Source organism: [Rhizobium] kunmingense (assembly GCF_977018605.1).
The window spans coordinates 555,829-568,393 of the sequence record NZ_CDRNXG010000001.1 but is presented as its reverse complement, the minus strand read 5'-3'; the positions used below and the strand labels follow the sequence as shown (position 1 = coordinate 568,393).

Annotated in this window: 9 protein-coding genes and 1 tRNA gene; 9 read left to right on the top strand and 1 reads right to left on the bottom strand. The window is 53.5% G+C overall.

All coding sequences use genetic code 11. The features are described from left to right. Positions 1-185 precede the first annotated feature (185 nt). From yacG to AC0JZ4_RS02885, 9 genes are all read left to right on the top strand, one after another. Positions 186-401 carry a DNA gyrase inhibitor YacG gene (gene yacG / locus AC0JZ4_RS02925; protein WP_471884961.1) on the top strand — a complete coding sequence of 72 codons (216 nt, stop codon included), beginning with the start codon at positions 186-188 and terminating at the stop codon, positions 399-401. Positions 402-638: 237 nt separating this feature from the next. After that, a tRNA-Phe gene (locus tag AC0JZ4_RS02920) sits at positions 639-714 on the top strand. 491 nt (positions 715-1,205) lie between these two features. Beyond that, positions 1,206-2,414 (top strand): tyrosine-type recombinase/integrase, encoded by a 1,209-nt coding sequence (locus AC0JZ4_RS02915; protein WP_471884960.1) that lies wholly within the window; start codon positions 1,206-1,208, stop codon positions 2,412-2,414. A gap of 130 nt (positions 2,415-2,544) precedes the next feature. Next, a protein-coding gene (locus tag AC0JZ4_RS02910) for an IS3 family transposase (protein WP_471884959.1) occupies positions 2,545-3,647 on the top strand; the annotation gives its coding sequence in 2 pieces (ribosomal slippage) (positions 2,545-2,806 and positions 2,806-3,647; 1,104 coding nt in all). A 202-nt stretch (positions 3,648-3,849) separates the two neighbouring features. Continuing rightward, positions 3,850-4,248, top strand: coding sequence for a hypothetical protein (locus AC0JZ4_RS02905; protein WP_471884958.1), 399 nt, complete (start codon positions 3,850-3,852; stop codon positions 4,246-4,248). A 400-nt stretch (positions 4,249-4,648) separates the two neighbouring features. After that, the gene (locus AC0JZ4_RS02900; RefSeq protein ID WP_471884957.1) at positions 4,649-5,626 is read left to right on the top strand and encodes a glycosyltransferase family 32 protein; all 978 of its coding nucleotides are present in this window, start codon (positions 4,649-4,651) and stop codon (positions 5,624-5,626) included. An 8-nt stretch (positions 5,627-5,634) separates the two neighbouring features. Next, positions 5,635-7,803: a bifunctional glycosyltransferase/CDP-glycerol:glycerophosphate glycerophosphotransferase gene (locus AC0JZ4_RS02895; RefSeq protein WP_471884956.1), complete on the top strand. Its 2,169-nt coding sequence runs from the start codon at positions 5,635-5,637 to the stop codon at positions 7,801-7,803. Positions 7,804-8,629: 826 nt separating this feature from the next. Then, the gene (locus AC0JZ4_RS02890) at positions 8,630-9,028 is read left to right on the top strand and encodes an FAD synthase family protein (protein WP_471884955.1); all 399 of its coding nucleotides are present in this window, start codon (positions 8,630-8,632) and stop codon (positions 9,026-9,028) included. 9 nt (positions 9,029-9,037) lie between these two features. Then, positions 9,038-10,231: a CDP-glycerol glycerophosphotransferase family protein gene (locus AC0JZ4_RS02885; protein WP_471884954.1), complete on the top strand. Its 1,194-nt coding sequence runs from the start codon at positions 9,038-9,040 to the stop codon at positions 10,229-10,231. A gap of 48 nt (positions 10,232-10,279) precedes the next feature. On the opposite strand, the gene AC0JZ4_RS02880 is transcribed toward AC0JZ4_RS02885, so the two are convergent. After that, complete coding sequence (locus AC0JZ4_RS02880; protein WP_471884953.1) at positions 10,280-12,505, bottom strand: glycosyltransferase; 2,226 nt, start codon at positions 12,503-12,505, stop codon at positions 10,280-10,282. Positions 12,506-12,565: the final 60 nt, after the last annotated feature.

Here is a 12,565-nt window from a genome sequence, read left to right as displayed (position 1 = left end):
ATATTGAGCCGTCGCGCACTTCCAGCGAAGACGAAACGCCCCAAAGCATGTTTCCCGAAAAGGGGAGCCGGTTCTTGGACAAGGGCATGCGCGAAAAACCGGGAAGCAAGGCACGGCAAGCGACCTGAATGCTCGCAGCGTGCTTTGACAGAAAACGCCTACAGAGCCGAAAAGGAGTTGCTCACATGACATCCGAACCGATCAAGCCGGGCGGCAAGGTCGAGCCGCTCAGGAAAGCCCGCCCGTGTCCTGAATGCGGCAAGCCATCCTCGCGCGAAGACTATCCCTTCTGCTCTGAGCGCTGCCGTACCCTGGATCTCTCCCGCTGGCTGAAGGGTTCCTATGCCATTCCGGTGGCCGATGACGAGAGCAAGGCCAACGACCCGGACGGGCGCGACTGACGCCTGCCTGCATGCGGGAGACGCCTGCGTCAGCTCTGCCAACACGTTCTCCACAGCCGTAGAGCCCTGGCTTTACGGCTGTTTTTGCTGGGGAATTCGGAATTTTCGCAAACTTGTCAAAAAAGTAGCGACGGGTGCTGGACATGGCCGAACAAGATGTTATAACCCCGCTCGCTCCCGCAGGAAACCTCCTTCGGACGGTCTGGAAAGACCGGCAGGCTTGATAAAGCCTCGGATGCCCGGATAGCTCAGTTGGTAGAGCAGCGGATTGAAAATCCGCGTGTCGGTGGTTCAAATCCGCCTCCGGGCACCATTTTTTCTCAGAATATTGATTTTCCCTGATGAAAGTTGATGCCTTTAGCCGCGCTCCCGCAGCTCTATGGTTGCGTGCTCCACTTATCTGAGCGGCCCCGTCTGGTTCTGAGCCTCAGATCCTGTTGCCGTGTCTGAACATGCGGCAAGCTCCAGCCCATTCACCTTGCTTGATCTTCATGGGTGATCGTTACCGAACAATGGCCTTTTGGGTCGCAGCTTCGTGCCTCTTGTCGTTCCGTTCGCTTAGGGTGCTGGACGTTGCATCCTGTCGCGTCGATAAATAGGGCAGACAAGGTGACTGCTATTTTAGGTGTCTCAATTTGTATCATTTGGGGCGAAAATAAATACACAAGTATCTGAAAATAAAGATTTAAATTGACTGACCTGTGTCTTAACTCATCTCAGCCCGTATCACGCAATATTGCCTCTTGTGGCGGGCTGCGTGGCGGGCTAGTGGAGTGTTCAGCAATCCGATTTAAGGGGTGGGAAATGTTGAGCGACGCGAAAGCGCGGAAGATGAAGGCGGGCGACAAGCCGATCTCCGATGGAACGGTGGCAGGGCTGTATCTTGTTCCTGCGGCGGTATCGGCCGGCAGCGGAAAGTGGATTATCCGCTTCATCTCCCCGCTGACCGGCAAGCGGCGCGAAATGGGCCTTGGCAGTTATCCATCCATTTCCATCCGTGACGCCCGTATGAAGGCAATGGAAGCGAGAGGGGTGATAGAGAGCGGCAGGGATCCTGTGGATGCGAGGCGTGCGGAACAGCGGGAGATTGCAAGGATCGCTGCCGTTCCCACGTTTGAGGCCGCCGCCCGACAACATCACGCTGACAAGGCGGAAGGGTTTCGCAACTCCAAGCACACAGAACAATGGATGACGTCGCTTGAGCAGTACGTTTTCCCGAAAATTGGCCGACGACTGGTCAACGATCTTACCCCGGCTGACTTTGCGGCTTGCCTCAAGCCGATTTGGTTGAAGAAAGCTGAGACAGCCGCTCGCGTCAGGCAGCGCTGTGACGCGGTGATGAACTGGGCGGCCGCGCACGGCTTCATTCTTGCCAGCCCGGTCACCGTAGTAGACAAGATCCTCCCAAAGCAGCCTGGCAAAAGAGAACGAGTAGAACATCAGCCAGCCCTTCCGTGGCGAATGATGCCGCCCTTCTATTCGATGCTTCAGGAGGGAGAGTCAGTGTCTCGCAGGATGCTGGAGCTTCTGGTTCTCACAGCCTGTCGTTCCGGCGAGCTGCGTCAGATGCGGTGGGAAGAGCTGCATCTCGATGATGCGCTATGGGTCATCCCGGCAGCGCGCATGAAGGCGAAAGTCCAGCATCGCGTCCCACTAGGGCCAAGGGCGATCGCCATTCTTGATGATCAGTTGGAAAAATCCGAAACTGGAGAGGGCTTAGTCTTCCCTTCTCGGACAGGCAAGCCGATGACCGATATGGTTCTGACCAAGTTTCTGCGCGACAGGGAAATCGAAAGCGACACACCGGGCCGCCTAGCCACTGCCCACGGCTTCCGCTCTAGCTTCCGCGACTGGGCTTCTGAGCACGGGTATTCGCGCGACCTGGCCGAGAGAGCGCTGGCCCATACGATAAAAAGCATGTCGGAGGCAGCCTATCATCGTACTGACTTGCTCGAGCAACGGAGGGCGATGATGGTGGATTGGGAGCGATATTGCTCGTCGACCATTACCTGATGTGAGTAAATCTCGGTATAAGATTTGACGCTTGACGTACTCTGATCCCTGCTCTGATCCCCAAAAACTGGATCGTTTTTAATTGGAGTTTTCCGCGCTAGATTCCCGGCTGGGAACAGGAGCGGAAGCTATGAAGGCATCGAAGTTTTCGGACGCGCAGAAAGCGTTCATTCTGAAGCAGGGCGATGACGGAGTGCCGGTGGCAGAGATTTGCCGCAAGGCGGGCATCAGCCAAGCAACTTATTTCAATTGGCGCAAGAAGTACGCTGGGCTGCTGCCCGATGAGATGCGCCGATTGAAAGCTCTGGAAGATGAGAATTCCAGGCTCAAGAAAATCGTTGCCGATCTGACACTGGACCGCGAGATGCTCCAGGATGTCATCCGCCGAAAGCTCCGAGGCCTGTCAGGCAGCGCAAGCTGATAGACGGGATGCTGGTGGATTGGGGCATCTCGATCCGACGGGTCTGCAAGGTTCTGAGGTTCGACACGTCGACCTACCATTACAAATCCCGCCGCACCGGACAGGCCCCACTCGAACGACGCATCAAGGAGATTTGCGAGACGCGCGTGCGATATGGTTATCGGCGTGTCCATGTCCACCTGCTCCGCGATGGATGGAAGATCAACATGAAGAAGACACGCAGGATTTACAGCGAGTTAGGTCTTCAGCTGCGCAACAAGCATCCCAAGCGCCGGGTGAAGGCCAAGCTTCGGGACGACCGCCAAGAAGCTGTCGGCCCGAACGATGTCTGGGCGATGGACTTTGTTCACGACCAGCTCGCCACCGGCAAGAAGCTGCGCATCTTGACCGTGGTCGATATGCACTCGCGCTACTGTCCGGCCGCCGACGCCCGCTTCACCTATCGAGGCGAAGACATGGTCCAGACCCTGGAAGGCATCTGCAGGAAGACCGGATATCCGAAGACGATAAGGGTGGATAACGGCAGTGAGTTCATCTCTCGTGATCTCGACCTGTGGGCCTATGCCAACAACGTCACCCTGGACTTCTCGCGGCCTGGCAAGCCGACCGACAACGGCTTCATCGAGGCCTTCAACAGCAAGCTGCGGGCGGAGTGCCTGAACGCCCATTGGTTCCTGACCCTTGCGGATTCGCGCGAAAAGTTGGAGACTTGGCGTCGATACTATAATGAGGAACGTCCTCACTCGGCGATCGGATATGACGTCCCGATTGACCTGCATAATCCCGGTGGCACAACCAGCCAGCCATCGTGATCAAAGCCGGAAAACTCCAGCTTCCGGCGGTCCAAGGTTCGGTCTCAGAGCAGTCTCAGAGCAACTCTCCTGAAAATCGGAGGGAAGATGGGGCTCAGGTCATCGTAAGCCTCTTGCCTATCTTGACCGGTGATCAGTGCTCGCGCTCCTACTTGATTAAAGTCGTCATAAAACTGTAACAAGAAATGATCCGCAACCACTTATGAACGAATACATGGATCTTCAAAAACTCATCAACGCGCTTCTCGATCTTGAAGGCCCGTCGCGCGCCGTCGATGACAATATCGCCGAGGCGTTGGGATGGTCAAAGAGATTCGCCACCATTTCGGATACCGCAAGCGATAAGAGCCGAATGGTCCAGCAGAAAATGTGGCTTGTTCCTTCCGGCGAGGTCCGTGAAGTGCCCCATTACACGAAGGGTGCCCAGGAGGCTCGGATGCTAGTACAGGAAGTGGCCGCGGGTTTGCCCTGCGCTCTCGTCGTCGAGAACGGAAGCGCAAGAGCCCAGCTAGAGGGGGGGGCGCCCTTTCACGCCAAGACTAGCGCAATCGCGCTGTGCCTCGCAGCCGTTTCCCACATGAAAGACAAGTCGGCGCTATGAATGATCTCTCTGTTATTGACGCTCTCATCAAAAGGCTTATGCGCGACGATACTCCCCATCGCGACATGGATGATGGTATTGCAGAAATACTAGGGTGGTCGCGGGCCTACGAGACCACAACGGACGCGAACACCGGCGAGACTTCACAAAAGCTCCTCAAGCGATGGTACCCACCGGGTAGTCAGACATTGCGCCGCGTTCCTAGTTACACCAGTGACCTTCAGTGTGCTCTTGATTTGGCTTCTGACGTTAGCGGCGGTGCAAAAGTGGGCTGCTCGTGGGACGAAACAGGTGCCCACAGTGTCATTGGCTCTCGCCCCCCGATTAGGGCGAGAGATGTTGCAATGGCCGTCTGCGCCACATCCCTGATTGTCGTCCGACAGAAAAGCTCAAGCAATCCATGATCAATCTATTTCGACGCAACAAAACGCAGCAGGTCGCAGTTGCCCTTCAGGCCTCGCAGTACCCAAGGGAAGACCTCACTCCTCGTCGCGAAAACCTTGCTCTGCAATCTATCACTTGGCGAGGTTCTGGGCAGTGGCGAGCGCAGGAATCGAAGATACCCCAGAGGATCTGGGCTTACTGGGACGATAATAGCCTGCCAAAACTGGTTGAAGCCTGCGTAACTTCGTGGCGTAGGCACAATCCTAGCTACGAAATCAATCTGCTCACAAAGACTACCATTCAGGACTTCTTGCACGATGCGCCCGAAAGCATCTTCGATGATGGGGTTCATAGGAGGGCTGATTGGTTACGTCTTGCACTGCTACGCAGATACGGTGGCATCTGGCTTGATGCTACAACGATCGTTCGGGGACCGTTGGATTTTATATCGGAAGCGCAGCAGATATGCGGGTCTGATTTTGTAGGATATTATATAAAGAGCAAAACCAAGGATATGACGTATCCTCTCGTGGAAAACTGGTTCCTCGCATCCCCGCCCGGAGGATGGTTCGTTGAGGACTGGTATCACGAGTTCATGAAGTCGGTTGTACACGGCTCAGATCAGTACATTCGTGACTTACGCAGCCAAGTTAACTTGGATGATGTTCGTCATGGGATAGAGAAAGTCCGTCATTTTTCTATGCATATCGCAGGTCAGATGGTTCTGCGCCGGCAAAAAAATAGCCATTGTCTTCTGCTGTTCAAAGCCGAAGACGATCCCTTCCTCCTGCAAAGTCAGGCGAGATGGGACGCGGCAAACATACTGAAGAGGCTGACGGATATGCCCGCATCTGCGAACCAGTTCTGCAACTTGATCAAATTACGAGGCATCGACTGGACGCCGGTTGACGAAAAAGCAGCTGCGGGAACCGTTAATGAGGACTCTTTGATTGGCCATCTTATGCACAGCCATACGACGTACAAAGAAAAATAGGCTCGGATATGACACCCATCAAATTTTCGATTATCGTCATTGGTCACAATGTCGAGAATTTCATCGAGCAGGCCATCGCGAGCTGCATTTTCCCGAAACGTGATGATTACGAAGTACTCTATGTAGATAATGGATCGACAGATACAACAGCTTTACTGGCTCAAGAGACCGCCACCGATCTCGCGATCCCGTACCGCGCTCTGCACCTGGGCAGGAACTACGGTCCAGGTCACGCCCGGAACGAAGGCGTGAACGCAGCCGTCGGAGAGTTTATAATCTTCTTGGACGGCGACGACTTTCTGTCGCCTCATGCCCTCGACCGCCTCAATGAAATGACGCTCCAAAACCCGGCTCAAGTCTACCTGTACAACTATGCGCGCTTCCATGAAAACGGCTCGCGCATCAACAATAAGAACACGAAGCTTCTCACCGAGGGCTATCGGCGAGAGCCTGAAGAGATTGAGAAGATCCTCCGCAACTTTGGCGTTGCATGGAATAAGATGTACCGAAAGGACTTTCTTTGCGAGAATTCGATCGAGTTCGGCGAAGGTTTGTACGAAGATATTGAATGGAACTTCAAGGTTCTCATTCTCGCGTCGCCACTCTACGTTACGCCAAACGTTTTGGTCTATTATCGACACCGTGCGCGGTCGGTCCTTCGATCTAGAGATATGCACCATTTTGACGCCTTGTCCCAAGGCCGCAAGATGTACGACTTCTATGCCCGAGATCCGAAGCTCTCCAAACTTTATGGCCTACGGACCTACTCCTATATCCGGGATGTGGTTGTTCGCATCCTGGCCGAGAACCGCCTTCCGCCTGCTGCCCGTGGACGGTTCGTACGAGAGGCGTCCTCTTTGCTTAGGGGGTTTAGAAAACTTGTTGGGAAGAAGAAGAGGACCTGGACAGAGCGCCTTATCGACACTCAGAGTTACGCAGCTTACGCAGGAGGGATCAAGGCTCTTCGGTTCTATGATAAGACGGAGAAGGCGATCATCGAGGCGGTTACGCCCTACTACAATAAATACAAGCAACCTTATATCGAGTTCCTCTATAGAAATAGGATGGTTAGGCAGCCAATCCAGAACAACCTTGTTTTCATGGATGCTTTTTGGGGCCAGAAGATTGATTGCAATCCCTTAGCGATCGCCACGGAACTCGAAAAACACGGCTTTGAGATCGTATGGGATCTTAAGAAGGACGGTAAGAGGCCTTCAGTTTACCCCGGTAAAGTCGTTCGCCGGCATAGTAGAGAGTTCTACGAGACGATGGCCCGCGCGAAATACATGGTCTCGAATGTGAACTTTCCGGACGAATGGATCAAGCGTCCTGAGCAGGTTCACCTGCAGACGTTCCATGGCACACCACTTAAGCTGATGGGACTCGACTTGAGGGAAACCAACCCGCAGGAGATGAACTGGAACGGCTATGCGCGCCGCTCCAAGAAGTGGGATTTTGGCGTTTCGTCAAACCGTTACTCGACGAGGATCTGGCGCCGTAACGCTCCGTACAACTGGAAAGTCTTGGAGACCGGATACCCTCGCAACGATATCTTCTTCAATCATACCGATGAGGACGTGGCTCGGATCCGACGTGCAGTAGGCATCCCTGACGGGAAGAAAGTCGCACTATATGCTCCGACTTACCGAGCACCCGATAAGGGCAAAGTCAAGAATGTAGCCGACACTCAGGCTTTCGATGCTGTGCAAGTTCAAGCTGCACTGGGCGACGAGTACGTCCTCATCACTCGCGGACACTACTTCTTAAAGGCGGGTGCAGCTGAAAACAGCGATAAAATCATCGATGTGTCGTCTTACGTCAACAGCAACGAGATCTGCTTAATCGCGGACCTACTCATCAGCGACTATTCCTCCATCATGTTTGACTATGCTTGCTTGAATCGTCCGATTATTCTCTACACGTACGACTATGACAATTATACTGCCGAGCGGGGAGTGTACTTCGATGTCAAATCAGAGCCGCCTGGTTTGATTACGGATTCGTTCGATGCGTTTCTAAGTGGCCTCAGATCGCGGGAGTTTGTTTCACCTGAGAATCAGAAACGGTTGCGGGCTTTCAACCATCGTTTCTGCTCGCTAGAGGATGGAAAGGCGACTCAGAGAGTGATCAGGGAAGTTTTTGGCATAGAAATCACCTCAAACCCAAAGGAGGCGTGATGTTTCACTCCCACGTTTATAGAATAGGAGGCGCCAGCGCAGGCGCCTCCTGCTCGAAAGCTTCTTCAAGAGCCGCCCGGTATGGACCTTACCTGCCGACCCGCCACTGAAGTTCATCCTGCTGCGCTTAGAACCTCGGATAAATTTCAGTGTAGGTCACATTCTACGGGTCGTCCGATGTAGCAAAGTCATCGCCTGAGGTGTCCATCTCAGGCTCTCGCTTGTGCTTGATAGCGAAAGCCGGCGATATGCAGGCAAAACAAATTAGCAGCAGCGCTCGGTGCCACCCTTCTGGAAGTAATTGACAAATTCCAATCACCACTAGCGCAATCGCGTAAAACGATGGTGCCATGTCCCTCTTCCTCCGACCCTCGCTAACGTTAGTGAAGCATTGGAGTTGCCGTAAGTCTACGACATTCTATCACCAATCGCCATAAAGCCGGCTGAGACTCCCCATGTTGAATCCGCGGTTGCGTTGCGCGCAGAAGTGTCGACGTGATCGAAGTATTTGGACGCTCAGAAGGTGTTTACGTCATAGAAGGGCGACTATGGCAGCGATCTGTCGCAAGGCCGCTCTCGGCCAGGCGTTTTTTTCAACGGGGCGAGGTTACACGCATCAATTGACGCGCACGATGGCGGAAATTCAGCAGCTTTCGAGCCGGACCGTGTGTTAGTCAGGCGGCCCGGGGTTCGGATCTCCGGCCAGCGTTATTCGCATCCTATTTGAGGCACATGGCGCTTCGATCTCGAGTTTGTTTGTACCTTGCAATGTCGTCACAAAAGCTTCATAAATCCGTCACCTCCCAAGGGCAACGAAGGGCCGCCAATGAAGCGAATTATCACGTTCGGAACATTCGATGTTCTGCATGTCGGGCATATCCGAATCCTGCAGCGCGCGCGCCTGCTCGGTAATCATTTGACGGTTGGTATCTCCACAGATGCCCTCAATTGGTCAAAAAAGCAAAAGAAGACCGTGTATTCTCAGTTCGATCGTCTGGAAATTGTGAAGGCCGTTTCCGGGGTGGACGAGGTGTTCTTTGAGCACTCCCTGGAGGAGAAGGGCCAGTACATTCAAGAGCACAAGGCTGACGTTCTCGTGATGGGCGACGATTGGGCCGGTAAGTTCGACGAATTCAAGTCCCTGTGTGAAGTGGTGTATCTCCCTCGAACCGAGGGTATATCGACGACCCAGTTGCTGGCTGAGATCCGAGCTATCGCATCCTAAAGTGAATCAATGTCAGAGCCTGTGGTTGGCTTTATAGCCAGAAATGTATTCCAATTCAGGCAAGTAGAGCGCCTGTGGCAGGCTTATCCCCTCTCAAAGGTTTTGTTGGTTGGCGGCGCCGTTGACTGGGAGGCGTTTCTCGCAACTGTTCCATCCGAAGACCACGGGAGGTTTCACGTCTTGTCGTATCGGCAGGCAGTTTCCCTCGATGGCACATTCGATGTTCTGTTTTTCCAAACGCCGTTTCCCCTGATTGAAGAGATAAACAAGACCCGACTTGTATGCATACAGTACGGTCTAGCCAAAGAACGGCATAACTACGGTGAGTGGCATTCACTCGCCGACATGAACCTCATGTATGGCGAATACTCCGCAGCGGCGGTCGCGCATTTCTCACCCAGCTTTGCAATCGGAAACTTGAAGTTTGCGGATTGGAAGGTGAGCGTTGATCCAACGGAAAAAAAGAAGGCCGGACAGGTGCTCGGACTGGACGCGGCGCTTCCTACGATTCTTTATATGCCCACATACAACGAGCTTGGTTCACTCAAACGGCTATTAGAGCCGCTTGCCGAGTTCAATCAGAAATACAATGTCGTCATAAAAGCCCATCACAACCAGGAGTCGAAAGGCATGGTGTCCTGGAGGATCGAGGCCAAGGATCTCGGGTTTCGCCATCTATTTGGCGCAGGCAGTGATCAGCGACGGTTACTTGACGCAGCCGATGTCGTTATCAGTGATTATTCTGGCGCGATCTTTGATGCTCTATATGCTCAAGTGCCGGTCGTGCTCTTTCAAGAGGACGCATTGAAGGCTGTAGGCATCCAAAAGTTCAATCTTCAGTCGATCGAGTATCGACGTCGAGATGAACTCGGGATCGTTTGCGAAAAAACGGATGATCTCTCTGACAGTATCAAACGCGCTTTAGATATGGATGACGCGGACCGGGCGCGGTTGAGGATACTGCGGTCCGAACTTATGGTTGATTGCGAAAAGACGGAGGTTGTAAACGCCGCACGGTCGAAGGTTACCGACCTTCTAGAGGGAAGGATAACGCCGCTGACCACTTCTCAGCTCTATGTTCGTGAGCTCGTGAAGATCGCTCGGCAAGGTGAGCGCGCTTTGCAAGGCGCGCGCCGGAAACATCCGTCGCTCTCTATCAGGGTTCTTCGGTGGTTGAAGAGATTGGTGCGTCCTCGCAAGTGATCACTATGCGTCTTCGATGGTGGGCTAACGAGGAAGTTGCCTTACCCATCACTCTGCCGCTTGCATCCCCGCCAACAGTGGTTTTTTCCGTTCTAGGTTTCTTAAGGTTTGGATGAGGTCGAACGCCTGCTCGATCTCGATCAGATTTCCAGACGATGGATCGACATACACCGACATATCAATACACGCAGCAAAGAACAGTTCTTCCACCGTTCGAAGAGCGGTGCGTCGACTGATTGGCTGCCGGTCATCCGTAAGTCCCCACCCGGCATAGAATGGCATTCCGAAAGTCGTGACCTTCTTGCCTCTAAGCAATGCCTCAAACCCCACCTGCGAGGCGACGACATAGACTGAAGCGCATTGATCTAGGACCTCGGTAATGTCAGCGTCATCAGGTAGGAGTTTCACCCGTGCTGTCGCCGGAAGTAGGTTCTGATTGTTTTTAACATTGTCCGGGTGGCGTTTAAAATAAACGGGAGTATTGGGGTTTTCCTTGACGGCAGCAGTAACCATGTCCGTGATTGTGCGCTTTTCCGCGCTTCCAAATTTGATTGAAGCATCATTCGGCGTCTGGTCTATCACGACTACTGCGTTCGGCTCCAATACGACCTTTGTTCCCCGCCCGGCGTACCGGTTGTATTTGGTAAGCCGCTCGCGCTTGACCCGTTGGATTAGAGATTGTGACCGAACGAGCTGCGCCTCCGTTAGGCTGTAGGAGCCGTCATTGAGCTTGAGTTCAAGCCTCGATGGCTGACGTGCATCGTAGTAGTATCCAAGATCATCGAGAATGTAGCCAAACGGGCGCGTTCCAATGGCTGGGGCTTGGTTGTCAAAATAGCCGGCGTAGGCGCCAAAAAAAGCGGCTTCCCCAAATATAATCTCACGGTCGAAGCTTCCGATGAGCAGTGCGTCCCAGAATCCGGAGGTTCGGATGGCCATATGTAGAACTAGGGCAAAGTCCGCCTCATGAGGGAGAACCTTCATGCTGACATTTGGGGTTTGGAAAATAAGCTTGACGTTCTCGTGAAAGCCACCTTCCAAGTCATCCTTCGGAGCATTTGCATAGACCATCGCACCCTCCGGGATTGCTCGCACAAATTCCGCGGCTGAGAAGGCACGCTGCCGTCTTATGATCCCGCGCATCGCGAGGTAGGCATGCATCTGGATGAGTGACTGTTTTTCAGAGAGCACGCGCAACTCGTCAAAGGGCTTCTGCTTCCACAGCTTTCCGTTCTTGATATTCTTTTCTAGCCAAGCGCGTGTGCCCTTTGCCTGATAGACCTCAGTCATGGCGCGGAGGATTCTATCGGGCCGGAGCATTTTGAATGCAGTTCGTGACCGCGATTGCTTTTTCTCATTTTTCCGGGCAGCGCTCCGCCACGTGGGCTCCGGAAACATTTCGGCGTAAGGCGAGACCTTGGAGAAGGTATACCACACTCGACGCTTGGGATGAGCACCGCCATTCCATGGCTTCATGGTGCCATTATAGTGGATGATCTTGGGTGTCTTCTGTCCGTTACGAATGTCGTCGGGACTGACCAGCGCGCGGCCGCTCATGTTATCCGCGACCCATTCCGCGTCGAAAAGCTCTCCATGCATGTTCCATGCGATATGAACGTAGGCCATGCGTTCGCAGAAGAGAGAGTTGAGAATTTGCTGATCACCATGAAAAATCACGAACTTATGTCGTTCGATGTACTCGCGAACCGCCCCAGCGAAATCCATCGTCCGGATGTTCTTCATGTTGCAGACGAGCACGCCAGCATTTAGGTTCACGGATGTCGGTGAGGTTTTGTACGCCTTACGGTGCGCGATGCTATTGTAGTCCTCTGCGCCGGCAAACATTGTCTTATCATGAAGATCTGTATCGAAGAGTTCGGCGATATTGCCAAGAACGACAATGTCGGAATCGAGATATACGACTTTCTCTACGTCAACCGGCAGTACGAGGTGCATGCCCAGACGGAAATAGGTTGCGATCGATATGCCGCGGCTGGTCCTAATTGAGGCGAAGTCGGAGGCTGAGACGGTGACTGCATGGACTTCTATATTGTGCTGTTTCGCAAGCCGCTGAAATCGTTCCTGGTCATCATAGGGTAGCGGTCGCTCGACAAGAATAAATGCGCGGAGCTTTCTGCGATCTCTGTAGTTTACGGCGACCGAGGTAAGTGCAACCGCAGTCACCGGCAGATACTCTTCATCCGTCGCAAATACGACGTTGACGTAGGTTTCGCCTTCACTGTGCCGCATCGACTGTATGCCCTTGTTTGCCATCGTCCTGCCTTAGTTCACTTCCGATGACTGTATTGTGACAGCGCCGCGAATGAGCCACTG

Excerpts from the sequence above, each read along its gene's own strand:
- yacG (WP_471884961.1), top strand. The coding sequence starts at position 186 with ATGACATCCGAACCGATCAAGCCGGGCGGCAAGGTCGAGCCGCTCAGG.
- AC0JZ4_RS02915 (WP_471884960.1), top strand. The coding sequence starts at position 1,206 with ATGTTGAGCGACGCGAAAGCGCGGAAGATGAAGGCGGGCGACAAGCCG.
- AC0JZ4_RS02905 (WP_471884958.1), top strand. The coding sequence starts at position 3,850 with ATGAACGAATACATGGATCTTCAAAAACTCATCAACGCGCTTCTCGAT.
- AC0JZ4_RS02900 (WP_471884957.1), top strand. The coding sequence starts at position 4,649 with ATGATCAATCTATTTCGACGCAACAAAACGCAGCAGGTCGCAGTTGCC.
- AC0JZ4_RS02895 (WP_471884956.1), top strand. The coding sequence starts at position 5,635 with ATGACACCCATCAAATTTTCGATTATCGTCATTGGTCACAATGTCGAG.
- AC0JZ4_RS02890 (WP_471884955.1), top strand. The coding sequence starts at position 8,630 with ATGAAGCGAATTATCACGTTCGGAACATTCGATGTTCTGCATGTCGGG.
- AC0JZ4_RS02885 (WP_471884954.1), top strand. The coding sequence starts at position 9,038 with ATGTCAGAGCCTGTGGTTGGCTTTATAGCCAGAAATGTATTCCAATTC.
- AC0JZ4_RS02880 (WP_471884953.1), bottom strand. The coding sequence starts at position 12,505 with ATGGCAAACAAGGGCATACAGTCGATGCGGCACAGTGAAGGCGAAACC.